We start from the raw sequence: 24900 nt of genomic DNA, 5'->3' as shown, positions 1-24900 counted from the left end.
CCTCGTTAGGCTGACAGGGTGACGGACACCGCAAAGCCTACCCTCATGGTCGTCGACGGCCATTCTCTCGCCTACCGCGCATTCTTCGCGCTCCCGGTCGACAACTTCACCACGAAGGACAATCAGCACACGAACGCCATCTACGGCTTCCTGTCGATGCTGGTGAACCTCATCAAGGCCGAGAAGCCGACGCATATGGCGATCGCGTTCGACACCTCACGGCACTCGTTCCGCACCGATGTGTATCCCGAGTACAAGGCCACCCGGTCCGAGACCCCGCAGGAGTTTCGCGGGCAGATCCCGCTGCTCCAAGACTGCCTTGCCGCGATGTCCATCCCGGTCCTCACGCAGGAGGGGATCGAGGCCGACGACATCCTCGCGACACTTGCCACGCAGGGCGCCGAGCAGGGATTCGACGTCCTGGTCGTCTCCGGCGACCGTGACACCATCCAGCTGGTCACCGAGGATGTCACGCTGCTCTACCCCTCGGTGCAGGGCGTGTCGCAGCTGAAGCGATACGACCCGGTGACCGTGCAGGAGCGGTACGGCGTGCGCCCCGAGCAGTACCCCGACATCGCCGCCCTCGTCGGCGAGACCAGCGACAACCTGCCGGGCGTTCCGAAGGTCGGCGAGAAGACCGCCGTCAAGTGGCTCACCCAGTTCGGCTCGCTCGACGCGCTGCTCGAGCGTGCCGATGAGATCAAGGGTGTGGTCGGGGGCAATCTCCGCGATCACGTCGAAGACGTCCGACGCAACCGTCAGCTCAACCGCCTGCTGCGTGATGTCGAGCTGGCCGTCGCGCCGGCGGATCTCGCCGTCGCCCCCATCGACCCGCAGGCGGTGAGAGACATCTTCGCGCGCCTCGAGTTCCGCACTCTCCTTCCGCGGGTGTTCGAGGCGGTCGGCGCCGGCGAGGTCGCTGAAGACACCGTCACCGTCGTCGAGATGCCCGCTCCCGTCGAGGTGACCACCGCCGAACTCGCCGCCTGGGCGCAGGAGCAGCCCGGCGACGTCGCGCTGCGCATCCTGCTCACCGGAGGTCTGCCGGTCCGCATCGGCGCCGCCACCGAGTCTGAGCTGCGAGAAGCCGCGTGGAACGATGACAGCCCCGAGCAGCTTCGTGCGTGGCTCGAGTCTGACGCTCCGAAGGTGCTGCACGACGCCAAGCCGCAGGTGAAGGCCCTGGTCCGTGCCGGCATCCATCTCTCGGGTTTCGCCTATGACACGAATCTCGCCGGTTGGCTGCTGCGCCCCAGCTACCCGGACAAGACCCTCACCGACCTGGTGGAGCGCTATCTGGGGGAGCGGCTGCCCGAGGCCGACCCGACGCAGCTCGTCCCCGAGACCGAGGGGGCTACGCCATCGCAGGAAGCCTGGTTCCTGCTGCGCACGGCAGCCGCGCTGCGGGAAGACATCCCGGAGTCCGTCCACACGGTGCTGGTCGACATCGAGCTGCCCACGCTGCTCACGCTCGCGGACATGGAGGTCGCGGGTGTCGCCGTCTCGCACGACGTGCTGTCCACGTTCTCCGGCGAGCTGGCGACGCGCGCCGACGCTCTCGCGCAGGAAGCCTTCGGCATCGTCGGCCGCGAGTTCAACCTCGGCTCTCCGAAGCAGCTGCAGGAGGTGCTCTTCGAAGACCTCCAGTTGCCGAAGACCCGCAAGACCAAGACGGGGTACTCCACGGATGCCGCGGTGCTGGCGGATCTGCAGGAGTCCCACCCGCATCCGTTCCTCCGCGTGCTGCTGCAGCACCGCGAGGCCACCAAGCTCCGTCAGATCATCGAGTCCCTCGACACCGCCATCGGCGCCGACAACCGCGTTCGCACGACCTACGTGCAGACCGGCAGCCAGACGGGCCGACTCTCGAGCACCGACCCGAACCTGCAGAACATCCCGGTGCGGACGGAGGAATCGCGGCGCATCCGCAGCGCATTCCAGGTCGGCGAAGGGTACGAGACGCTGCTGACGGCCGACTACTCGCAGATCGAGATGCGCATCATGGCTCATCTCTCGGGCGACGAAGGTCTCATCGAGGCGTTCAACAGCGGTGAGGATCTGCACCGGTTCGTCGGCGCACGGGTGTTCGGAGTCGAGCCCGCCGAGGTGACGTCCGCCATGCGCACCAAGGTCAAGGCCATGTCGTACGGACTCGTCTACGGACTGTCGGCGTTCGGCCTGTCCAAGCAGCTGCGCATCGAGCAGGCCGAGGCGAAGCAGCTCATGATCGAGTACTTCGCCCGTTTCGGTGCCGTGCGCGATTATCTGCGCGCGTCGGTGATGAAGGCCAAGGAGGTCGGCTACACAGAGACGATCTTCGGCAGACGGCGTCCGTTCCCCGATCTCGCGAGTCCGAACCGGGTGCTCCGCGAGAACGCCGAGCGTGCGGCTCTCAACGCGCCCATCCAGGGCAGCGCCGCGGACATCATGAAGATCGCGATCTTCCGCATCCACGACGACCTGCGGGCGGAGGGTCTCGCCTCGCGCGCCCTTCTGCAGATCCACGATGAACTCGTCGTGGAAGTCGCACCGGGGGAGTGGGATGCCGCGGAGCGCATCGTGCGCTCCCGGATGGGCGGGGCCGCAGAGCTCTCGGTTCCCCTCGACGTGCAGGTGGGTCGCGGACTCGATTGGAACGAGGCCGCCCACTGAGCACCTGATACGGGCCGAGCGTCTCGTTTAGTGTGGATCGCATGACTTCAGCACGCACCCCATCCGCCATCGACCGGATCGCCGACGAATGGGTCGACACCCTTGCGGTGCTGGCTCCCACGCTCGGCACCTACATCGGTCGTACCGAGGCCGCCGACCGTTTCGGCGACCTGAGCCCTGCCGGGAATGAGGAGATCGCGGCGGCGACCCGCTCGACGCTGTCTCGGCTCGATGCGGCAGAGCCCGTCGACGCGATCGACGAGGTGACCAAGACCGATCTGAGCGCCGAACTGCGGCTCGACCTCGAACTGGACGAAGCGAAATGGCACCTGCGTGACCTCAATGTGATCGCCTCCGCTCCGCAGGACGTGCGGTCGGTCTTCGATCTGATGCCGCGGGCGACGTCCGACGACTGGGAGATCATCGCCAAGCGCCTCGGAGCCGTACCCGACGCTCTGCGTGGATACACCGAGACTCTGCGCGAGGGCATCGCTCAGGGAGTGACGCCTGCACGGCGGCAGGTCGTCGAAGTGGCCGCGCAGATCGTGCGCTACACGGCGGACGACGGGTTCTTCGCCGCCTTCGTCGCAGATGCGACCCTCGACGAGGGACAGTTGCCGGCGTCCCTCGCCCGCACGCTCGCGGACAACTCCGCTGCGGCCCGCGTCGCGTACGACGAGCTGCGGCGCTTCCTCGGCGACGAGCTCGCCCCCGCCGCCGGTGACGTCGACGCCGTCGGTCGCGAGCTCTATGCGCTCAACTCACGACGGTTTCTCGGGGCGACGATCGACCTCGATGAGACCTACGAGTGGGGTCGCGAGGAACTTGCGCGGATGGCGGCCGAACAGACGGCCATCGCGAACGAGATCGTGCCCGGCGCGTCCGTCGAGGAAGCGGTCGCGTATCTGGAGTCCGACCCTGCTCGCAAACTCATCGGCACCGACGCGCTGCAGCGGTGGATGCAGGAGACCAGCGACCGTGCGGTGGCCGAACTCGGGGCAACCCATTTCGACATCCCGGAGCAGATCCGAAAGCTGGAATGCATGATCGCGCCCACCCAGGAGGGCGGTATCTACTACACCGGACCGACCGACGACTTCTCGCGCCCGGGACGCATGTGGTGGTCGGTTCCTGAAGGGGTCACCGAGTTCGACACCTGGCGAGAACTCACGACCGTGTATCACGAGGGAGTGCCGGGCCATCACCTGCAGATCGCGCAGGCGGTATACAACCGCGCGGAGCTCAACTCCTGGCGCCGCCTTCTGGCGGGAACGTCGGGACATGCCGAGGGCTGGGCGCTCTACGCGGAGCGGCTGATGCAGCAACTGGGCTACCTCGACGATCCCGCTGACAGGCTCGGGATGCTCGACGGGCAGCGGATGCGCGCCGCTCGTGTCGTGCTCGACATCGGTGTCCACCTCGGTAAGCCCCGTCTCGACGGCACCGGCACCTGGGATGCGGAGTACGCGCTCGACTTCATGCGCCGAAACGTCAACATGTCCGATCAGTTCGTGAAGTTCGAGGTCAACCGCTATCTCGGCTGGCCGGGACAGGCGCCGTCATACAAGGTCGGGCAGCGCATCTGGGAACAGGTCCGCGATGCCTATCAGGCCGAGCGCGGTGCGGATTTCGACATCAAAGAGTTCCACAAGCGGGCGCTCGACATGGGCGGAGTGGGCCTCGACACCCTTCGTACCGCACTTCTGCGTCGCGCGAGCTGACCGGAGCTCCTCGCGGCGAGCCGTGGGGAATGCCCGGGCGATGGCGACGGTTCATCCATCTGAATACGAAAGGATTCACATGGACATCGAGTTCGGGCTGGACACATTCGGCGACATCACCCGCGGTCCGGACGGAACGCTGCTGACCGCAGCGCAGACCATCCGGAATGTGGTGGCCCAGGCCGAGCTGGCCGATCAGGTCGGCGTCGACTTCTTCGGGGTCGGCGAGCACCATCGCCGGGAGTTCGCGGTCTCGGCGCCGGAGATGGTGCTCGCCGCGATCGCTTCGCGCACGGAGCGCATCCGTCTCGGCACCGCGGTGACGGTTCTCTCCTCCGACGATCCGGTGCGGGTGTTCGAGCGCTTCTCCACCCTCGACGCGCTCTCCAGCGGACGAGCAGAGGTCGTGCTCGGCCGCGGTTCGTTCACCGAGTCCTTCCCGCTCTTCGGCTACGACCTCCGCGACTACGAGGCGCTCTTCGAGGAGAAGCTGGCTCTGTTCGTGGAACTGCTGAAGGAGGAGCCGGTGACCTGGTCGGGCACCATGCGAGCACCTCTGGCGAACGCGGACGTGTTCCCGAAGACCGCAAACGGCCTTCGTACCTGGGTCGGTGTCGGCGGGAGCCCTGAGTCCGTGGTTCGCGTCGCGAGGCACGGGCTCGGCCTGATGCTCGCGATCATCGGCGGCCCGGCCGCGCGCTTCAAGCCGTTCGTCGACCTCTATCACCGCTCCGTCGCGACCTTCGGCACGACCTCGCACCCCATCTCCGTGCACTCTCCGGGGCACATCGCCGAGACGGACGCCGAGGCGTGGGATGCCGCCTACTCGGGCTTCGAGGCGATGAACAACACGATCGGCCGCGAACGGGGATGGCCGACCTACACGCGTGGACGGTTCCAGAACGACATCGGTCCCGACGGCGCGCTGTACGTCGGTTCACCCGAGCGCGTCGCACAGAAGATCGCCGACACGATCCGTACGCTCGGGCTCGGCCGATTCGACCTGAAGTACGCCACCGGCACACTGTCTCATGAGGCGATGATGAGGAGCATCGAGCTGTACGGCACCGAGGTGATCCCGCGGGTGCGAGCCATTCTCGACGCCGGGGATTGACCGCGACTCCGCGGAGCGCCGCGCCTCTACGATGATGAGCATGGCCCACACCGCCCTGCCGAACCGTGCATCCCTGGCCGAGCGTCTCGACGACCTTCCTTTCACACGTCGGCATCTTCGGTTGCTGACGGGCTCAGGACTCGGCTGGGCGCTCGACGCGATGGACGTCGGCCTCATCTCCTTCATCCTCGCCGCGCTCGTGCAGCAATGGGACCTCACCAAGGGTGAAGCCGGCTGGATCGCCTCCGTGGGATTCATCGGCATGGCACTCGGCGCCACGCTCGGGGGCCTCCTCGCCGATCGCCTCGGCCGACGACAGGTCTTCGCCCTCACCCTCCTCGTGTACGGCGCCGCAACCGGTGCCAGCGCCCTCGTCGGCGGCCTCGCAGCGCTGCTCGTTCTGCGGTTCCTCGTCGGCCTGGGCCTCGGTGCCGAACTCCCGGTGGCGTCGACCTATGTCAGTGAATTCGCGCCGGCCCGAATCCGCGGGCGCGTGATCGTGGTGCTCGAGGCGTTCTGGGCCGTCGGGTGGACGGCGGCGGCGTTGATCGGCTACTTCATCATCCCGGCATCCGACGACGGCTGGCGCTGGGCGTTCGCGGTCGGAGCGATCCCCGCGCTCTACGCCGTCGTCGTGCGCTGGGCGATGCCTGAGTCGCCGCGGTGGCTTGCCTCGCGGGGAAGGCTCGCCGAGGCCGAGCGCATCGTCTCCACGTTCGAAGCCGATGCGCGGTACGTGACCGCACCCGCGATCCGAAAGGAACCGCAGCCGCGTTCGCTCGCGCTCACGGCGCGCGCACGCCTGCAGACGCTCTGGAACGCCGAGTTCCGGGTTCGGACCCTCAGCCTGTGGCTCGTGTGGCTCGCGGTGAACTTCTCCTACTACGGGGCGTTCATCTGGATCCCCAGCATCCTCGTCGACGCCGGCTTCGATCTCGTGCGGTCGTTCGGGTTCACCCTGATCATCACGCTCGCTCAGCTTCCCGGCTACGCCGTCGCGGCGTGGCTGATCGAAGTGTGGGGGAGGCGCGTCACGCTTTCGGTGTTCCTCATCGGGTCCGCCGGGTCGGCTTTGGTGTTCGGCACGGCGACCACCGAGTCGGCGATCATCGCCGCCGGGATGGCGCTGTCCTTCTTCAACCTCGGGGCGTGGGGTGCGCTGTACGCGGTGACCCCCGAGATCTACCCGACGTCGCTGCGCGCGACGGGCGCCGGCTGGGCCGCCGGCATCGGGCGGATCGCCTCGATCATCGCTCCGCTCGTCGTGCCGGTGCTGCTCGTGTCCGGCGGTGCGCCGCTGCTCTTCGCCGTCTTCGGCGCGTGTTTCGTGCTCGCCGCCGCCGCCGCATGGGGCCTCGACGACCGCCGCGGCGAAGCACTCGACGACCGCTGACGGCGCGTCTCGGTCACCCTTGACGGGCATAGTCTTGACGGGTGACTGACGTGCGATTCGTGGCGATCGGCGACTCGTTCACCGAGGGCGTCGGTGACGTCCTCCCGGATGGGCGCGAACGAGGATGGGCTGACCTCGCTGCCCAGGGTTGGGCGAATGCCGCAGGACATCCCATCCAGTACGCCAACTTGGCCATCCGCGGCAGGCTGGCCTGGCCCATCGTGGAACAGCAACTCGAACCCGCCCTCGCCCTGCGACCGACGCACCTGTCCTTCAACGGCGGGGGCAATGACATGCTGCGCCCGCGCACCGACGTCGAGCACATCGCTGACGCGTTCAGCCGCGTGCTGCGCCGCTGCGACGAGGAGGGCGTCACGATGATCCTGCTCTCGGGCGCCAACCCGAGCGGTCAGCTGCCGATGGGCAACGTCGTCCAGCGGCGTGGGGATCTGCTGTCGGAGGCGGTGCTGCGACGTGTGAAGGACCGGCCCGACGTGATCCGCGCGCTGAACTGGACCGACAAGGAGCTCTCTCGAGGTAAGTACTGGTCGGAGGATCGGCTTCACATGAACACGGCGGGCCATCACCGGGTGGCGGCGCGGGTGCTGCATGCACTCGGATTCGAGCCGCCGGAGACGTGGTGGGCGCCGTTGGATCAGTGGAGAGCGGGTCCCGCGGGCATGGCGTACTACCGGGAGTTCGTCGGCCCCTGGGTCAGGCGCCGCGTCACGCGCACGTCGTCCGGAGACGGTCGAACGGCGAAGTACCCGACCTGGGTGGAGAGGACGCCGCAATGAAGCAGCAGTCCGGCCGCCGTATGCCGAGACGCATCACGCAGTTGCTCGTCGGCCTGTTCCTGTACGGGATCGGCATCGCGTTCATCGTCCGCGGGATGATCGGCGCGGCGCCGTGGGACGTGCTGACCCAGGGCATCGCCACGCATGTTCCACTCTCCTTCGGCACCATCACCATCCTCACCAGCATCGTCGTGCTGCTGCTGTGGATCCCGCTACGGCAGAAGCCCGGAGTCGGCACCGTCCTCAATGCCGTCCTGGTGGGCCCGGCTGCCGACTTCGGCTTCCTGCTGATCCCGGAGACCGACCTGTTGCTCGTGCGCGTGACGTACTTCGTGATCGGACTCCTCGTGCTGTCCGGCGCGACCGGCCTCTACATCGGGGCCAAGTTCGGTCCTGGGCCGCGAGACGGCCTGATGACGGGCCTTCATCGCCGCTCGGGCTGGCCGATCTGGACGGTGCGCACCGGCATCGAAGTCACGGTCGTCGCGATCGGATGGGCTCTCGGCGGCAACGTCGGGATCGGTACCGTCGCCTTCGCGCTCCTCGTCGGACCGCTCTGCCAGTTCTTCATGAGGCTCTTCGATGTCCGGCTGCCCGCCGACGACCCGCGCGCGAAAGGCACCGAAAGCACCTCGACGGGTGAGATCACCACGGTGGGCTGACGGCGTGATGCACGACTTCGAGCTTGCCAGCATCCTTCCCGGCACCGTCACCCTGCACGACGCGCGGCGACGGCTCGAGCGGTCGGTGCGACTCGAGGCGTTTCAGATCGGTGTGTACCCGGTGACCGAGGAGCAGCTGGCCGACGTTCTCGGGATCACGGCCGTGCATCCGCGCCGCCCGGCCGCGGACATGAGCTGGCTGCGGGCAGTGCACCTCTGCAACGCCGCGTCGGAGTGGGAGGGCCTGGAACCGGCGTACCACTTCGAAGGGGAGGATGTCGCGTGGGACGTCACCTCCGACGGGTTCCGACTCCCGACGGAGGCCGAGTGGGAGTACGCGTGCCGCGCCGGATCCACGGGGCCGCACTACGCGCCGCTCGCCGACGCCGCATGGACCAGCGCCGACGGCGTGGACGCGCCCCAGCCGGTCGGCGGGAAGCTGCCGAACCTCTTCGGTCTCTTCGACATGCTCGGCAATGTCTGGGAGTGGTGCTGGGACCTGCTCGACCCGGCCCGCTATGACGACTACCGCGTGTTCCGCGGGGGCGGCTTCGCCGACGAGGCGTGGAGCGTGCGGGCGTCGGTCCGCCGCGGCGGCGCTCCTCACATGCATCACGAGGATGTCGGCGTGCGCCTCGCACGCGGCGCATTCGACACGCCGGGTGAGGCCCAGGGCTGGTCTGCCGACGTCGACCGTGAACGAGCGGGGGAGACCGGCGCACACCCGGTCGGATGGACCCCGCGACGGTGACAGCACTCCCCGGCGTCAGCGCCGGCGTGTCGGCTCGGGGTCGAGTCCCATCCGGATGCGAGTGCGCTTGCGTTCGATCAGGATGAACACGACCCCCAGCACCCACAGCGGAATCGGGGTGAGGAACGCGACGCGGAACGCCTCGAGGGAATATGTCTCCGGTGTTCCCGCGCCCTGAAGGTCGAGGGCGAGGCCGATCAGGAAGATGGCGATCAGTGCGGCGATGAATCCGCCGGCGTTCGTCACGCCGGTCGCGGTGCTCAGTCGATGAGAGGGGTTGTGCGTTCTGGCGTGATCGAACGCGATCATCGAAGCGGGACCGCCGGTCGCGAGCGCGACCGCGAGGAGGTAGAGCAACCAGACGGGCGCCGGTTGCGGCAAGGCGACGACGGTGACCCAGGCGATGAGCTGCACACCGACCGCCGGCAGCACGATGGCGAGCGAGCGTTGATTCGGAAGCCGTCGCGAGAGATCGCCGATGACGGGTCCGAGCGCCATGCCCGCGAGGACATAGACGGAGACGATGCCGGCAGCGTGCGCCGTGTCGAGCCCCTGCGCGGCGGTGAGAAACGGCATTCCCCAGAGCAGCACGAATGCTGTACCCGCGAACGGGGTGGTGAAGTGCGACCAGAACGCCAGCCGGGTGCCGGGGTGTGCCCACGCGGCGCGGATGCCGACACCCGTGTCGATCGCCGAGGTGACGACACGGATCACACCGGTGTCGGTGTTCACCGAGACGTCCGCTCCGCGCTCCGGAGGATGGTTGCGGATGACGAGAGCGACGAGCACGGTGAACAGCACACCGAGGCCTGCGATGCTGCCGAACGTGATCGACCAGCTCGTCGCATGCAGCATCGCCGCGAGCGGCACCAGCGCGACCAATTGACCGGTCTGGCCGAGGATCCCGGTGAACTGGACCATCAGCGGTCCTCGCTGCGCAGGGAACCAGGTCGCCACGAGCCGCAGCACGGCGGGGAAGACGGCCGCGTCGCCCGCACCGAGCAGGATGCGGGCGATGATGGCGACCCCGATGCTCGGCGAGAGCGCCATCGTTAGTTGCCCTGCCGCCATGAGGAGCATCCCGATCGTCATGATCGGGCGCGACCCGTATCTGTCCAGGAGCACACCGATCGGGATCTGCATCCCCCCGTAGACCGCGAGCTGCACGACCGCGAAGAGCGCCAGTGTGGCGGCATCCGCATGGAATCGTTCAGCCGCTTCCACGCCCACGGCGCCGAGAGAAGTGCGGTTCGTGATGGCGAGCACATACGCTGCGACACCCACCGACCAGATCAGCCACGCGCGCCAACCCGGACTCGCGGTGGGGGAGAAATCGGAAGGAGGCACGGCCTCAACGCTACCCGCGGCTCACCCTCCGCAGAGTGAGGCCACAGCCGCAGCGGAACGCTGAACCTCCGACGCTGCAGCGGGGAGGCCCGCGATCGCCGAGGCGTCGCCTTCGAGCAACATCCGCGAGAGAAGGTCTCTGATCGCCTCGAAATCCTCGTAGACAGCGCCGATCGCACCTCTCACTTCGGCGTTCGTCACCGATTCTGCGGCGGCCCCGATCGCGTCGGCGGCCTGCGTGAAGGCGGCGATCGTTCCTTCGGGATCCGACGCTGCCGCGGAGACGTCGAGGTCGGTCAGCGTCTTCGTCGCCTCCTGCACCTTCGCGCCGGCGGAGGCGCACGCGTCGGCCACGGACTGATCGCCGTTCTGACCCTCAGCTGGCGCCGAGCTGCTGGCGTTCGGGGAGGGCGAGTCGACGACACCGGACGAAGCCGAGCAGCCGGTGAGCCCGAGGATGGCCACGGTGGCGATGGTGAGCGCGGCGATTCGACGGTTCATTTTCCCCCAAGAGTGCTGTCACCGGGCGACGCTCGCCCGGGCGCCGCTCAGTCAACCACACCCCGGGTGAGGGTTCCCGGCATCCCGTGGTTCACCGGTCCGCGTCGTCGTATTGCACGTTCAACACCATTCGACGGAGGCAATGTATGCAATCTGGCAGATTGCATGCAATGATGGCCTCGTGAGTGTGTATGGACGACTGCGAGATCTGGTCATCGCCGGTGAGATGGATGGGCCGGGCAAAGTCAGCGAGTCCAGCCTCGCCGAGCGCCTCGCCGTCAGCCGCACCCCGGTCCGAGAAGCCCTGCAGCGACTCGAGGCCGACGGCTTGGTGATCGCGAAGGGGCGAGGAGTGCGCACACGACGTCGGACGGGGGAGGAGCTGGCCTGGGTCTACGAGGCCCGCGCGGCGCTCGACGCCTTCGCGGCCGCCACCCTCGCCGGACGTCAGCGCGAAGGGCGGCTCGAACCCGCATCGCTCGACGAGCTGGACCGGCTGGCGGACGAGACGGACGCCGTCAGTCGCACCGGCGACCTGCACGCCGCGACCGCACTCAACCGTCGTTTTCATGAACGCATCGCAGAGCTCGCAGGAAACCCCGTGATCGTGGAGTCGCTCGCGCGCCACTGGGATCAGATCCTCGTCTCGACCCGAACGGGCCTTGCGAACCCCGATCGCACGCGGGCAGTGCACGACGAGCACCTTCTGCTGCTGTCAGCGATACGCCGCGGCGACAGCGAGGGGGCTGCTGCCGCGGCCAGAGACCACGCCCTGACCACTCGTGACATCACCGCTGAGGAGACCGAATGAACCGCGAGCACGAGTATGACCTCGCTCTCACCTGGACCGGCAACGACGGTGACGGAACGCGCACGTACCGCGGCTACCGCCGTGATCACACGGTGGTGGCCGAGGGACGGCCGGAGCTGCTCGGCTCGTCCGATCCGGCGTTCCGTGGCGACCCCGGCCGGTGGAGTCCCGAGCAGCTCCTCGTCGCCTCCCTCAGTCAGTGCCACATGCTCTGGTACCTGCACCTCGCCTCGACAGAAGGCATCGTGGTGGTCGACTATCAGGACGCCCCGACAGGGACGATGACCGAGCACGCCGCCGGTGACGGCCTCTTCCGTGAAGTGCTGCTGCGACCGAGAGTCGTCATCGCTGAGGGCGACAAGGCGGTGGCGGAGGCGCTGCATGGCCGGGTCGGCGAATATTGCTTCATCGCCCGGTCGGTGAACTTCCCCGTTCGTCACGAGGCCACGACCATCGTGCAGACCGCTGTCGCGAGCTGAGCGTATAACCCGCACCCGTGTGCAGTGTCGGGGGAGCGCCGCTACAGTGGGCGCCATGCGAAAGCTCATCGGGCTCGGGAACCGGGCGAGACGCTGATGTCGGCGGTTCCCTGGGTCCTCCACGTGGACATGGATCAGTTCATCGCCGCGGTCGAGGTGCTTCGGCAGCCTGAGCTCGCCGGGAAGCCGGTGATCATCGGCGGGAACGGTGACCCGACCGAGCGCGCGGTGGTCTCCACCGCCTCATATGAGGCGCGCGAGTTCGGGATCGGGTCCGGGATGCCACTCAAGATCGCTGCTCGGAAGGCACCACCGGACGCCGTGTTCCTTCCCGTCGATCACGCGGCGTACGAGGCGGCATCCGCCGACGTGATGCAGACGCTGCGGGCGCTTCCCGGAGTCGTGCTCGAGATCATCGGCTGGGACGAGTGCTTCCTCGGTGTGACCACCGATGATCCTGAAGACGTCGCAAGCGCCGCACGAGCAGCCGTTCTCGAGGCGACCGGCCTGCACTGCTCTGTCGGCATCGGCGACAACAAGATCCGCGCGAAGATCGCGACCGAGTTCGGCAAACCCCGGGGGATGTTCCGGCTCACCGCAGACAACTGGTTCGACGTGATGGGGGAGCGGGAGACACGTGAGCTCTGGGGTGTCGGCTCCCGCGTGCAGAAGCGGCTCGCAGAGCACGGCATCCGCACCGTGCGCGAACTCGCCGATGCCGACCGGGCGGGACTGTTGAGCGAGTTCGGTCCGAAGATGGGTGCCTGGTATCACGGCCTCGGTTCCGGGCTGGGGCCGAGCGTCGTGGACGACACCCCATGGGTCGCTCGCAGTCACAGTCGCGAGACGACCTTCCAACAGAACCTGACGAGCGCGAGCCAAATCGAAGCGGCCATCCGCGAACTCGCCGAGCAGGCGTTCGACGATTGCCTGGCGGAAGGACGGCCCGTCATCCGCGTGCACCTGAAAGTCCGGTACGCCCCGTTCGTCACGAAGACCATCGGACGCAAGCTCACCGAACCGACACAGGATCGTGAGACGTTCGTCGCGGCGGCCGTCGCGATCGGCCGGACGCTGGATGAGGGCCGTGAGGTGCGTCTTCTCGGTGTGCGCGCAGAGATGGAGATGCCCGCGAGCGGCGACTCCGCCGAGCGCACCCCCGTTCGCGGACGGATCTGATTCGCAATGGCCACGTTCGTGCTCATTCACGGCGGCGGTTCGACGTCGTGGGACTGGCATCTCGTCAGCCCTCTTCTGAAGGATGCCGGCCACGACGCCGTCGCCGTCGACCTGCCGATCGAAGACCCCAGCGCCACACTCGACGACTACGTCCGAAGCGTCGTGATCGCTGTCGGCGCCAGAACAGAGGTCATCGTCGTCGGTCATTCGCTGGGTGGGTTCACCGCGCCGCTCGCCTGCGCAGCCCTGGACGCCGTCGGGCTCGTCTTCCTCACCGCGATGATTCCGGCACCGGGGGAGAGCTTCATGCAGTGGTGGGCGAACACCGGTCACGATCAGGAGTCGGTCGACGACGATCCGGCGGTCTCCTTCTACAACGGCGTGCCCGATTCCCTCGTCGCGGAGGCGCAACGGCGGGAGCGTGACCAACAGGGCGCCTGGATGTCGGATCCGTGGCCTGCGGAGCGCTATCCGGACGTTCCCACGTGCGCCGTCGTGTGCCGCGACGACCAGTTCTTCCCGGCGCAATTCATGCGCCGTCAGATAAGCGATCGCCTCTCGATCACGCCCGTGGAGATTCCCGGCGGTCACTACGCGCCGTTGACGCACCCGGGCGCGATCGCCACGGCGCTGACAGCATTCGCGGACCGGATCGCCTCGGCCGAGTAGTCGCCGGTACGGCCCGGGGGCATCGGACGCTGCCGCGGGGGGTCTGATCCCGGACTCCGTCGGCGCACACGACCACGAGGAGTCGCGGCGATACTGGTGTCATGGCGGCTCATCTGCAGATCGTCGTTCCCCGCATCGCGGCGAACGAGATCGTCCTGCGCCCATTCGAGAGCACGGATGCCGACGCGGTCACGGGCTCCGGATACTCATTCGCCATCGAGGTGGGAGACGAGTGCGTGGGGCAGATCGGTCTGTGGCTCCATGAGATGCGCCACGGACGGGCGACGGTGGGGTACTGGATCCGCCCTGCGCGTCGCCGACGCGGGCATGCACTCGCGGCGCTGCAGGTTCTTTCGACCTGGGCTTGGACTCTGCCGGACGTTCATCGTCTGCACCTTCACACCGATCCGACGAACAAGGCTTCGTGGCTAACGGCTGAACGAGCCGGGTACGAGCGGGAGGGGTTGCTTCGCTCGTGGCAGGAGATCGCCGGGGAGCGGCGCGACATGTTCGTCTACGGCAGCGTCAGACCGGCGTGCCACCGGCGGTGAGAGTGTCCTGCTGGCGTGATGCCGATGGTCCGCGCACTCCGAGGGCGATGCCCAGGATGCGAGGAAGGCGACGCCGGTCGCAGGCCCATAACCGGCGATGATGGCACCGATGCTCGCCATCGGGGTACCCAGAGGCGCGGAAGAGAAGAAGGACAGTCCGAGCCCGAAGGTCACGGGCGTCCAGATCACGACCCACAGCGGCGCCCAGCGCCAAGGGGAGGGGACGACCTTCGCGCTGACGATCGCTACGACCGAGACGATCGCGAGCACGGCCACCGCTCCGTAGTACATCATCGCCACGTGCACCGAGGCGTCTTCGGCGGCGTGAGGGTCGTCGTTGACGCTGTCTGGAATCACGGTGTACCAATAGGACTGCGTCAACGGTGCGACCCCCAGCAGAATCGTCGACACGGTGCCGAGGACGCGCCGCCCGGTCACACTCCCGGCGCGGCTGAAGCCGACCACGAGAAGTGTCGCCGCCGCCGCGAAGAGCCAGTCTTTCATCGGAGCGATGCCCGCCAGGGGCCCTCGAGCTGCGATACCGACAGCTCCGGACAGCAGCATCAGCGAGCCGCCGACAACCCAGGTGCGCTGCCGCGCGACGAGGTTTCTGGGTTTCGTATCTGCGTCGTTGCTCACCTGAGCCACGATAGCTCGTGGCTCAGGTGAGTGACGGGGGGTGCCTTTATCCGATTACTGGTGACCCGGCGTAATCGTGACCGGCGTATTCGCTGTCGAGAACAGCCGTCCTGCACTCTGCCGGATACGTACCACACGAGTTTCGGTGCGGTTGAGTTTCGGCGGAGGGTTTCGGCGGGTCACACTTCGGCGTGTCGCGCGGGTGACGGTCGTCATCGGCGGAGCCACCGGAATCGATCGTTTACGGTGGGAGCCATGTGGTGGTCGGACGACGAATGGAAGGCGCTGACGGCGGCGGAGCAGTGCGGTATGTGCGCAGACGCGCACGTGCTAGCGAACGAGCACAGTGCCCTCATCGCCACAACCGGCACTAGCTACGTAAGGCTCGCTCGAAATCAACATCACGCCGGATACAGCCTCGTGATCCTTCGAGAACACGCTGTCGATATGGCGAAACTACCGCCGGACCAGCTCTCGCGGTTCTGGGCAGACGTCCAACGCGCGGCGCGTGTCATTGATGAAGTGTTCCAATCGAAGAAGATCGACTACCTCGTCATGGGTCACAGGATGCCCCACCTTCACTGCCACCTGCTACCTCAGCACGCGACCGACGATCCTCTCCGCAACGTGAACATCGCAGACGGACCGACGCATCTTCCGCCTGATGCGTTCGACGACGCGGTCGCCGCACTCCAGCGAGCCTGGGAGTCGGCGGAACCCCCACTGGACGGGTAGGACGACCCGTCGACTTACGGCTGATCCGCAGGCTCACCCGACCCTCGTCGGTGATCGCGGTTCAGTCCTCGAAGGAGAACGGCATGCCTAGAGCCTTGCGCAGCCTCACCGCGTACGGTGCTCGCTCATCCGGCGCAACCCATCTGGAGTGATCGTGGCGTCGGTAGAGGTCGTCGGCCTCATGACGTGGAAACACGTGCGCGTGAAGGTGCCAGACGTCTTGATCTCCCGCGGGCTCGTTGTGCTGTCGGATCGATGTACCCTCGCATCCGTATGACGAGCGAATGCCCGTCGCAACCCGCTGCGTAAGCTCCCACACTGCCTGGCCGTCCTCCGGCGTGAGTCCGTAGATGTTCTCAACATGTGTGCGCGGAATCACGAGCACAGCACCAGCATTCCCTGGCCACCACTTCGGCGCGATGCGCGCGAACGCACGCTCTGTCACCGCGACGACATCAGAAGGCTGGTTTCGCTCATTGAAGATGCCCTGCTGAAGCCCACAGAAGGGGCACCGGTAAGCATCCGGTTCATGAGTAACGGAGAGCACGCAAGATTGTCCCACGCGTCCTGATAACCCGCGGTGAACCTCCGCGCCCTGCGTGCGCCGGAAACCCCTGCGACTTGGCGATCGTGACGAGCGTTTACGGCAGCCGCTGATGACCTCAAGTGTGGGCCGCGCCAAAAACGATCGTTTACGGAGGACGTCTGCTGCACCGTTCCTCGTGCTGCGCAAACTCGCATGCCACCATGAAGGATGACTTCGAGCGTGCCGTCCCTGCCGACGCTGACCGGTGAGAAGGTCACACTTCGGGCATGGCGCCGTTCGGATACTGCGATCGTCGTTGAGGCCTCGCAGGACCCCCTAATTCCTCTGCTGACCAGCGTGCCAACGAACTCGGATGAGCTGGCAGCGTTGGCCTTCATCGAACGACAACACAAACGCCTTCACGACCGAGCTGGCTACGCGTTCGCGATCGCTGATCATGACGACAACGCGGTCGGGCACATCGGACTCTTCTTTATCCCGGGCGGGTCCGGTCGGGTCAGCGCCGGCTATTGGATCGCCAGCTCGCGGCGACGCCAGGGACTCGCAAGGGATGCACTGACGACCCTCACGTCATGGGCAATCACGCTCGAGGAACTCGATCGCGTGGAGCTCTATGTCGAGCCCTGGAACGAAGGCTCTTGGCGTGTAGCTGAACAGGCGGGCTACGAGCGTGAGGGTCTACTCCGCGCCTGGAAACGGGTGGGTGGCCAACCGCGCGATATGTACATGTACTCGCGATTGACGCGACGAGCCTCTGTGGCCGACGTTTGCGGTGACTAAGCGTGCCGCGGGACCTCTGCGCGCCGTTAACGATCGTTTATGGCTGGATTACTCAGTAGTCCGCAGTCACAATGCGGCGTGCTCCGTCGAGCGCAATGGTGCCGCCATGAGGGACGATCCACTGCGGACGGGTGTGCCCGAACGGCACCCCGACGCAGACCACCGCGTCGGAGTTGTATCTGACGATCTGCTCGATGATGGTGTCCCGTTGCGCCTCGCGCAGGCGGGTTCGCTCCGGCGCCGAGGGGACGGGTGAGTGCAGCTTGCTAACCGGCGGTCTGGCAACAAGCACACCGGCAACGACGCCGAGGACTCCGCGCTCGCCCAGGGCGCGTACCCAACGCTTGACCTCGGTCGCGGACGGCCCCTCCCCGCCGGTCTCCAGCAGAAGAATCGCCCCGTCGAAGTCAGAGACATTGGGCATTCGTCCGGCAAGAGCAATCTGGTCGAGGACCTCGATGCAACCGCCCCAGCTGCGACCAGACACGGCCTTCTCTGGTCCGGCCCACGTCCATGGCTCGGTGGCCTCACGTGCACCGAAGTGCAACAGAGACCGTGGGTCTTCCCACGGCCACCCGAAGTCCTCGGACTCGCCTGGCTCGGTGAGCTCGAGAGTCCCGCCGTCGAGCAGAGCAGCCCGCAGCGACCGCACGTGGATGTCATCGAGATGAGGGCCAGGCCCAAGGTGCACCTGGGTAGACCCGCCGTAGAAGCTCGGCGCGCCGAGGTTCCAGAGCAGATTGTGCAGGTTCGTGTTGTCGCTGTAGCCCAGGAACGGCTTCGGATTCGCCGCGAGCACCCGGGCGTCGATATGCGGAATGACGGTCACCTGATCGTCGCCGCCGATCGTGGCCAGCACGGCGCGGATGCTCGGGTCTGCGAAAGCTTCGGTGACGTCGGCGGCACGGGCCTCCGCACTTGCGCCAAGTTGCCGGGTAGTTGGGTATTCGACCGGGATCAGTCCTGTCGCCTCGGTCAGCCGGCGCATCGCCTGCTCGTGCAGGGTGGGCGAGATCGCTGGAGCGGCGGATGCCGGCGATATCACTGCGACCCGATCACCTGGATGAGCCTTCGGACCAGCTCTGAACGACTTTGCCACCATCCCCTGATTAGACCAGAAGCCCGAGCCGATAGTGGGTCCGGGCTGTCCGAAACTCCCTGCCGCAAGCCCGTTCCGGCGAACCTTTGTGACGTCCTGTTCTGTACTCGCGGCATTGCAGAGCCGCAAACGATCGTTTTCGGCTGGCAGGAGGGAGCTCCAATGGAGATGCGACCCCCACACACTAACGTCGGGGTATGAGCGAGGAGACGAGCGAACCGGTACAGCTGCGTCTTGCCACCGTTGCGGATTCAGAGGGACTGGCTAATCTCAGATTCGAATGGGATCAACCGGACTCGCCTCCATCGCTGGGACTGCGCGAAGATTTCACCACGCGGTTCGAACAGTGGTGGACGGAGGCCCAGCCGTGGTGCGCATGTTCGATCGCTGAGGTTGGCAATCAGCTCGTCGGCATGGCCTGGCTTGTCCTTCACCAGCGGATTCCCAACCCTTCGCAGTTCGAGCGAACAACAGGAGATCTCCAAAGCGTATACGTCCGCCCGAATCATCGTCACCTTGGCGTCGGACGCGGCTTGGTGAATCTTCTTCTCGATGAAGGTGAGCGACGCGGTGTCACCCGATTCACCGTCGAGTCAAACGAACGCGCCACGCATTTCTACGAGCGTCAAGGGTTCACCAGCAGCCCATTGCTGATGAACCGAGATCGCACGCATTGATCTGACCCGTAGCTCCTTGCTACCGAAAACGTCTGCCAGAACCTACTTCCGGCGAGCGTTTGCGGCGTCCCTCTCAGGACACCGCAGCGAAGCGAGCCGGAAACGATCGTTTACGGCAGCCCGCGGGTTGCGGTCCGTGGGCCTTGCTCCTCCGGCTCGGTGGCGGGACCCGAATCGATCGATCGCACCCGCGATACTTGAAGCATGGTGTCGGCCCGAGATCCCGAAAGTCAGCTCAACGCAACAGGACGTGGACCGAGTTGGTCGCGGGCTGAACGTGATCTGCTCGACACACTCGCGGTCGTTCACGCCGAAGCAGTGATGGTCGGCTGGGACTTCTCTCGGCTTGAGGGGCGCTGGTCGGTTGATGAGCCTTGGTGGGATTTCGAGAAGGACTGTCTCGAAGCGATGCGTGCGACCCGCAAGGGCATTCTCGACCTCGGAACTGGTGGAGGCGAGCGGCTTTCCTGCCTCGTGAGTACGTCCCACGAGCCACCGGCTCCCTTGCCTCAGATTTTCGCAACGGAGGGGTGGCCACCTAACATCCCCGTTGCGCGAAACTGCCTTGCACCATGGTCCATCCCCGTCATGCAACATGACGCAGACGCCGGGGAGGCCCTACCGTTCGCTGAGCGGAGTCTCGGTTTGGTGATGGCTCGGCATGAGAGCTACGAAGCCACTGAAGTCGCACGAGTCCTCGCGCCTGGCGGCCGATTCCTCACGCAACAAGTCGATGGCTTCGACGCTCCCGAGATCCACAACTGGTTCGGACACGACTTTCTGTACCCCGACGTCACCGCAGACGCCTACGCCGTGCGCCTGCGGGATGCCGGAATGCGAATCGACCAAGTCGACGAATGGTCGGGTCAAATGCACTTCGCCGACGCCACCGCCCTGGTCACCTACCTTGCTCTCGTGCCGTGGGACGCACCGAACTTCTCAGTTGAAGCGCACGCGCAACGGCTCGTGGATCTCGAAGCCTCAGCGCCCATCGTCGTGACTCAGCGAAGATTCCGGATCTACGCCACCCTCGAATAGCCCCCGAGGCCGTCGCGCGGCACACCGACAAGCAGCAGCAAACGCCCGCCGAAAATCCCCGCCGATACGGGGTTACGAATGACGTTACTGGCACGCATTTGGCCGCAGCCCGCTGTCCACCGCCGTAAACGATCGTTATCGGTGGATCGCGAAGTTCAGGGTGGGAGAGCGCATCCAACCGCAGACATGTCAGGGTCGAGCTGACATAATGTGCATTATCGGCCTATACACATCTATGCGACCAGCGCGATCGTCCATTGTCCCGCGAGATCAGGGATCGGTGTAGAGACACTCACGCACGATACTCATCGCCTCGGACGCTGTGCCCGCACCCGGCGTCTGGTCCAGGCCGTCGATGAAGAATTCATCCTGACTGTCGACGAGCATCGACCACTCGGCCGAGAACACGTCGTTGCCGCCGTCATGCCAGAGAAACCGACCGACGTCTGGGACGTCTTGAACCACGAGGCCGAAGCCATAGAAACTCGATCCTGCGTCATCCTCGGCGATGTGCGGCTTCGTGAGCTGCTCCAGTGACGACGACGACAGGATCGTCCCATCCGTCAGCGCCTGGAGAAACGCGACGAACGTCTCGGCTGTCGTGACGAGGCCGCCGTTGCCGATCAGGTGCCACGAGGCATCATGCCCGCCCCAGCTCGCGTCGTAGATGCTGCCGCTCGAGGAGCGCAAAGATCGAGCATCGTCGTACGACGACAGGTACCCGATATCGCCGAGGCCCGCCGGTGACAGCACCTCCTCGTGGAGATACTCCTCGTACGACCGGCCGCTGCGAATCTCGATCACGGCCGCGAGGATCGAGTACCCGACATTCGAGTACGCGTATCCGGCTCCCGGCGCCTGGACGAGCTCGGACGCGAACGCCCGCGCGAGGAAGTCGTCCCGGTCGAGCTGCTCGGAATCGTCTCCCACCGCCTCCGCCAGGCCGCCACTGTGCGTGAGCAGCTGCTTCGCCGTGATGGCGGACTTGTCCGTGGGAACGTCGGAGAAGACGTCGCCGAGGGTCTCATCGAGCCGGATTTTGCCCTGATCGACCAGCTTCGAGATCGCCACGGCGGTGACCGTCTTGGTGATCGAACCGATGTCGACCAGCGTCTCCTCCGACGCCAGCCCGTCGACCCGCAGCAGCCCGAACTCCTGCACCGCAGGCTCCTCACCGTCGCGCGAGTACGCCACGATCACCGGGAGTTTCCGGCGATCCAACTCCTCCAGTGCCGTCTCGAGACGGCATCCGCTCGATCGACGCTCCGCACCGGAGGGCTCTCCAGCCTCGCCTCGGCATCCCGAGACGGTCAGCACGAGAACAAAAGCGGCGATGACACTCAGCAGACGACGCACGTCTCGATGCTAGAGAGGTCGAACCGCTCCGCACTCCGTTCATCGGGAACGGAGAACGAAGTTTCGGCTCATGCATAACTCCTCGCGGCATCCGCGCTCGCGCCGAGCCGGTGCCTATCGCAGAGCGCCGGAACCCTCCAGGACGTACGCTGCGAGGTACTCCCCTGTCAGTGTCGATTTTTGGGATACCAAATCTGCCGGCGTGCCCTCGAAGACGACCCGACCTCCGTCGTGTCCTGCCCCAGGGCCGATGTCGATGATCCAGTCGGCGTGGGCCATCACGGCTTGATGATGCTCGATGACGATCACCGTCTTGCCTGAATCGACGAGATGGTCGAGAAGGCCGAGGATCTTCTCGACGTCCGCGAGGTGAAGTCCGGTCGTCGGCTCGTCGAGAACGTAGATGTCGCCCTTCTCCCCCATCTGGATGGCGAGCTTGACGCGCTGCCGCTCTCCTCCGGACAGCGTGGAAAGGGGCTGGCCAAGTGAGAGGTAACCGAGCCCCACGTCTTCCAGGCGACCCAGGATGGCGGCGGCGGCAGGAATCTTCGCCTCCCCCGTCGAGAAGAACTCCCGCGCCTCGGAAACCGGCAGGTCCAGCACCTCGGTGATGTCGCGGCCGGCGAGTTTGTACTCCAGCACGGCCGCCTGGAAGCGCTTGCCGCCACAATCTTCGCAGGGAGTTTCGATGGTGTCCATGAAACCGAGTTCCGTGATGATCACGCCCGCGCCTTTACAGCTCGGGCACGCACCTTCGGAGTTCGCGCTGAACAGTGCCGGCTTGACACCGTTGACCTTGGCGAAAGCCTTGCGGATCGGTTCGAGCATTCCGGTGTAGGTCGCCGGATTGCTGCGTCGCGACCCCTTGATCGCACCCTGATCGATCGCCACCACACCGTCGCGGGGCGAGACCGACCCATGGATGAGCGAGCTCTTGCCGGAGCCTGCCACACCGGTGACCACCGTGAGCACTCCGAGAGGGATGTCGATGTCGACGCTCTGCAGGTTGTTGGCGTCGGCCCCCCGCACCTCGATCACGCCGTCGCCGGTACGCACCTCGGGCTTGAGTGTCGCCCGATCATCCAGGTGATCGCCCGTGAGCGTGCCGCTCGCCTTCAGCCCCTCCACGGTGCCCTCGTAGCAGATCATGCCGCCGCGACTTCCCGCCCCCGGACCCAGATCCACCACGTGGTCGGCGATGGCGATCGTCTCCGGCTTGTGCTCCACCACGAGCACCGTGTTGCCCTTGTCTCTCAGCTGCAGCAGCAGTGTGTTCATCCGCTGGATGTCGTGCGGATGCAGTCCGACGGTCGGTTCGTCGAAGACGTACGTGACGTCCGTGAGCGACGAGCCGAGGTGACGGAGCATCTTGATGCGCTGCGCCTCTCCCCCGGACAGCGTGCCGGACGGACGGTCGAGGCTCAGGTACCCCAATCCGAGGGTGACGAAAGAGTCGAGGTTCGCGCTCAGCGCGTTGAGCAACGGCCCGGCCTCCGGCAGCTTCAGACCGCGCACCCAGGCGGCGAGATCCGTGACCTGCATGCGGCAGGCATCCGCGATGCTGACGCCCTCGATCTTCGAGGATCGAGCGCCCTCGGTCAGGCGGGTGCCGTCGCATTCGGGGCAGGTGGCGAAGGTGGCCACGCGCTGCACGAAAGCCCGGATGTGCGGCTGCAGAGCTTCGATGTCCTTGGAGAGCATCGCCTTCGTGATCTTCGGGATCAGACCCTCGTAGGTCATGTTGATGCCCGAGATCTTGACCTTCGTCACCTCTCCGTAGAGGAAGAGGTGTCGCTGTTTCTCGGTGAACTGCGAGATCGGCTTGTCGGCCGGGTAGAAGCCGGAAGCGGAGAATCCTTTCACCATCCACCCGTCCGGCGTGTAGCCGGGAACCATGATGGCGCCCTCGTCGAGGGACTTCGACTCATCGACGATCTGCGTGAGATCGAGGTCCGACACCACTCCCCTGCCCTCGCACCGCGGGCACATTCCGCCGAGGTAGATCGCATCCTTCACGATCTTCTTCTCGCCGCCCGGCCCGGTCATCACCCCGCTCGCCTTCTGGGTCGGGATGTTGAAGGAGAACGCCGTCGGGCCGCCGATGTACGGCGTGCCCAGTTTGCTGAACAGGATCCGGAGCATCGCGTTCGCGTCCGTCACTGTGCCGACCGTGGAGCGCGGATTCGCGCCGAGCCTCTCCTGATCGACGATGATCGCGGTCGTCAGCCCTTCGAGCACGTCGACATCGGGACGCGGGACGGACGGCATGAAGCCCTGCACGAACGCACTGTACGTCTCGTCGATCATCCGCCTCGACTCTGCCGCGATCGTGTCGAAGACGAGGGAACTCTTCCCCGACCCGGAGACACCCGTGAACACGGTGAGACGGCGCTTGGGTATCTCGACGCTGACGTCTTTGAGGTTGTTCTCGCGCGCACCCTGTACGCGGATCGTGTCGTGGTTGTCGGCGGCAGAGGTCATCGGCATCCTTCGGGTCGTGTCTGAGCGGTCACGCCGCCTGGTTGATGCGGAGCAGGTTGCCGGCGGGATCGCGGAACGCGCAGTCACGAACACCATAGGGCTGATCCATCGGCTCCTGCACGACATCAGCCCCCTTCTCCACGAGCCGCTCGAAGAGCCCGTCGAGGTCATCGCTGGCCAGCGTGAGCGCGGCGTAGCTGCCCTTGGCGATCAGCTCGAGGATGGTCTGACGCTCGGCCTCGGTGATCCCGGGGTCGGTCGCCGGCGGATGCAGCACGATCGATGTGTCCGGCTGCCCCTCGGGGCCGACCGTGATCCAACGCAGGCCGTCATAGCCGACGTCGCTTCGCACCTCGAAACCGAGGGCGTCTCGGTAGAACCCGAGGGCGGCGTCGGCGTCGGTGTGGGGAAGGAAGGCGTAGTGGATGCTGACGTTCATGGTGTCCATCGGCTCAGAGTATGTGCGCGTCGGTACGCGGTGCTTCTTGATTCCTGATCGGTCGGATGACCTGCTTGGCCTGGAACGTCGGGATCCCGTCGACGTTGGCCGCGCGCTCACGGTACACGCTGGGTGAGACACCCACCAGCTCGGTGAAGCGGGTGCTGAACGTGCCGAGTGACGAGCAGCCGACTTCGAAGCAGACATCGGTCACGCTCAGGTCACCACGCCGGAGCAGGGCCATCGCACGCTCGATGCGGCGCGTCATGAGGTACGAGTACGGCGACTCCCCGTACGCCTCGCGGAACTTGCGGCTCAGGTGTCCTGCTGACATGTGCACCCCCTTCGCGAGCGCCTCGACATCGAGCGGGTTCGCATACTCCCTGTCGATGCGATCGCGCACCCTGCGCATCGTCGCGAGCTCACGGAGCCGATCTTCGTCGACGGGTTTCACGGGAGAATCCTCCCACGACGTCCCTCTT

24 protein-coding genes and 1 pseudogene are annotated in these 24900 nt (G+C 66.1%); 16 read left to right on the top strand and 9 right to left on the bottom strand.

Annotated elements, in window-relative coordinates:
* Window positions 1-18: 18 nt before the first annotated feature.
* From polA to RIN18_RS06135, 7 genes are all read left to right on the top strand, one after another.
* Entirely contained in the window at window positions 19-2652 is a 2634-nt protein-coding gene (gene polA, locus RIN18_RS06165) for a DNA polymerase I (protein WP_309103077.1), read from the top strand.
* A gap of 41 nt (window positions 2653-2693) precedes the next feature.
* Window positions 2694-4373 carry a DUF885 domain-containing protein gene (locus tag RIN18_RS06160; RefSeq protein WP_309103076.1) on the top strand — a complete coding sequence of 560 codons (1680 nt, stop codon included), beginning with the start codon at window positions 2694-2696 and terminating at the stop codon, window positions 4371-4373.
* Window positions 4374-4452: 79 nt separating this feature from the next.
* The gene (locus RIN18_RS06155) at window positions 4453-5487 is read left to right on the top strand and encodes an LLM class flavin-dependent oxidoreductase (protein WP_309103075.1); all 1035 of its coding nucleotides are present in this window, start codon (window positions 4453-4455) and stop codon (window positions 5485-5487) included.
* A gap of 40 nt (window positions 5488-5527) precedes the next feature.
* Complete coding sequence (locus tag RIN18_RS06150) at window positions 5528-6880, top strand: MFS transporter (RefSeq protein ID WP_309103074.1); 1353 nt, start codon at window positions 5528-5530, stop codon at window positions 6878-6880.
* Between the two features lie 50 nt (window positions 6881-6930).
* Window positions 6931-7677: an SGNH/GDSL hydrolase family protein gene (locus RIN18_RS06145; protein ID WP_309103185.1), complete on the top strand. Its 747-nt coding sequence runs from the start codon at window positions 6931-6933 to the stop codon at window positions 7675-7677.
* Entirely contained in the window at window positions 7674-8339 is a 666-nt protein-coding gene (locus RIN18_RS06140) for a hypothetical protein (RefSeq protein WP_309103073.1), read from the top strand. The genes RIN18_RS06145 and RIN18_RS06140 overlap by 4 nt, the downstream gene beginning before the upstream one ends.
* Window positions 8340-8346: 7 nt before the next feature.
* On the top strand, window positions 8347-9090 hold the full coding sequence (locus tag RIN18_RS06135) for an SUMF1/EgtB/PvdO family nonheme iron enzyme (RefSeq protein ID WP_309103184.1): 744 nt from the start codon (window positions 8347-8349) through the stop codon (window positions 9088-9090).
* Window positions 9091-9105: 15 nt separating this feature from the next.
* On the opposite strand, the gene RIN18_RS06130 is transcribed toward RIN18_RS06135, so the two are convergent.
* Entirely contained in the window at window positions 9106-10437 is a 1332-nt protein-coding gene (locus RIN18_RS06130) for an MFS transporter (RefSeq protein WP_309103072.1), read from the bottom strand.
* A 21-nt stretch (window positions 10438-10458) separates the two neighbouring features.
* On the bottom strand, window positions 10459-10938 hold the full coding sequence (locus tag RIN18_RS06125; RefSeq protein WP_309103071.1) for a hypothetical protein: 480 nt from the start codon (window positions 10936-10938) through the stop codon (window positions 10459-10461).
* Between the two features lie 181 nt (window positions 10939-11119).
* On the opposite strand from RIN18_RS06125, the gene RIN18_RS06120 reads away from it, so the two are divergent.
* The 5 genes and pseudogenes from RIN18_RS06120 to RIN18_RS17640 form a co-directional block, all read left to right on the top strand.
* Window positions 11120-11749: a GntR family transcriptional regulator gene (locus RIN18_RS06120; RefSeq protein ID WP_309103070.1), complete on the top strand. Its 630-nt coding sequence runs from the start codon at window positions 11120-11122 to the stop codon at window positions 11747-11749.
* Window positions 11746-12228 carry an OsmC family protein gene (locus RIN18_RS06115; RefSeq protein WP_309103069.1) on the top strand — a complete coding sequence of 161 codons (483 nt, stop codon included), beginning with the start codon at window positions 11746-11748 and terminating at the stop codon, window positions 12226-12228. The genes RIN18_RS06120 and RIN18_RS06115 overlap by 4 nt, the downstream gene beginning before the upstream one ends.
* 96 nt (window positions 12229-12324) lie before the next feature.
* Window positions 12325-13407, top strand: coding sequence for a DNA polymerase IV (locus RIN18_RS06110; protein ID WP_309103068.1), 1083 nt, complete (start codon window positions 12325-12327; stop codon window positions 13405-13407).
* 6 nt (window positions 13408-13413) lie between these two features.
* A complete protein-coding gene (locus tag RIN18_RS06105) occupies window positions 13414-14076 on the top strand; it encodes an alpha/beta hydrolase (RefSeq protein ID WP_309103067.1) in 663 nt (220 codons plus the stop codon).
* A gap of 101 nt (window positions 14077-14177) precedes the next feature.
* Window positions 14178-14468, top strand: a pseudogene (locus RIN18_RS17640) (GNAT family N-acetyltransferase); the annotation flags it as partial.
* A gap of 36 nt (window positions 14469-14504) precedes the next feature.
* On the opposite strand, the gene RIN18_RS06100 reads toward RIN18_RS17640, so the two are convergent.
* Window positions 14505-15266, bottom strand: a complete 762-nt coding sequence (locus tag RIN18_RS06100) for a hypothetical protein (protein WP_309103066.1) — start codon at window positions 15264-15266, stop codon at window positions 14505-14507.
* Between the two features lie 255 nt (window positions 15267-15521).
* On the opposite strand from RIN18_RS06100, the gene RIN18_RS06095 reads away from it, so the two are divergent.
* Window positions 15522-16001 carry an HIT domain-containing protein gene (locus RIN18_RS06095; RefSeq protein ID WP_309103065.1) on the top strand — a complete coding sequence of 160 codons (480 nt, stop codon included), beginning with the start codon at window positions 15522-15524 and terminating at the stop codon, window positions 15999-16001.
* Window positions 16002-16062: 61 nt separating this feature from the next.
* Here RIN18_RS06095 and RIN18_RS17635 read toward each other — a convergent pair whose 3' ends face one another.
* Complete coding sequence (locus RIN18_RS17635) at window positions 16063-16548, bottom strand: HIT family protein (RefSeq protein ID WP_375163501.1); 486 nt, start codon at window positions 16546-16548, stop codon at window positions 16063-16065.
* A gap of 207 nt (window positions 16549-16755) precedes the next feature.
* Here RIN18_RS17635 and RIN18_RS06090 point away from each other — a divergent pair, with 207 nt between their 5' ends.
* Entirely contained in the window at window positions 16756-17328 is a 573-nt protein-coding gene (locus RIN18_RS06090; RefSeq protein ID WP_309103064.1) for a GNAT family protein, read from the top strand.
* 52 nt (window positions 17329-17380) lie between these two features.
* Here the strand turns inward: RIN18_RS06090 and RIN18_RS06085 are convergent, their stop codons facing one another.
* The gene (locus tag RIN18_RS06085; RefSeq protein ID WP_309103063.1) at window positions 17381-18430 is read right to left on the bottom strand and encodes an LD-carboxypeptidase; all 1050 of its coding nucleotides are present in this window, start codon (window positions 18428-18430) and stop codon (window positions 17381-17383) included.
* A gap of 194 nt (window positions 18431-18624) precedes the next feature.
* Here RIN18_RS06085 and RIN18_RS06080 point away from each other — a divergent pair, with 194 nt between their 5' ends.
* Both RIN18_RS06080 and RIN18_RS06075 read left to right on the top strand, forming a co-directional pair.
* Window positions 18625-19104 (top strand): GNAT family N-acetyltransferase, encoded by a 480-nt coding sequence (locus RIN18_RS06080; RefSeq protein WP_309103062.1) that lies wholly within the window; start codon window positions 18625-18627, stop codon window positions 19102-19104.
* A 651-nt stretch (window positions 19105-19755) separates the two neighbouring features.
* Window positions 19756-20142 (top strand): hypothetical protein, encoded by a 387-nt coding sequence (locus RIN18_RS06075; RefSeq protein ID WP_309103061.1) that lies wholly within the window; start codon window positions 19756-19758, stop codon window positions 20140-20142.
* A gap of 270 nt (window positions 20143-20412) precedes the next feature.
* On the opposite strand, the gene RIN18_RS06070 is transcribed toward RIN18_RS06075, so the two are convergent.
* The 4 genes from RIN18_RS06070 to RIN18_RS06055 form a co-directional block, all read right to left on the bottom strand.
* Window positions 20413-21498, bottom strand: coding sequence for a serine hydrolase domain-containing protein (locus RIN18_RS06070; RefSeq protein ID WP_309103060.1), 1086 nt, complete (start codon window positions 21496-21498; stop codon window positions 20413-20415).
* Window positions 21499-21612: 114 nt separating this feature from the next.
* Window positions 21613-23979 (bottom strand): excinuclease ABC subunit UvrA, encoded by a 2367-nt coding sequence (locus tag RIN18_RS06065; protein WP_309103059.1) that lies wholly within the window; start codon window positions 23977-23979, stop codon window positions 21613-21615.
* A gap of 28 nt (window positions 23980-24007) precedes the next feature.
* Window positions 24008-24418 (bottom strand): VOC family protein, encoded by a 411-nt coding sequence (locus RIN18_RS06060; RefSeq protein ID WP_375163503.1) that lies wholly within the window; start codon window positions 24416-24418, stop codon window positions 24008-24010.
* Window positions 24419-24431: 13 nt separating this feature from the next.
* Window positions 24432-24830, bottom strand: coding sequence for a helix-turn-helix transcriptional regulator (locus RIN18_RS06055; protein WP_309103183.1), 399 nt, complete (start codon window positions 24828-24830; stop codon window positions 24432-24434).
* Window positions 24831-24900 lie beyond the last annotated feature (70 nt).

Source organism: Microbacterium sp., from assembly GCF_031179285.1.
Classification (GTDB): domain Bacteria; phylum Actinomycetota; class Actinomycetes; order Actinomycetales; family Microbacteriaceae; genus Microbacterium.
This window is presented reverse-complemented; position numbering and strand designations above follow the sequence as displayed.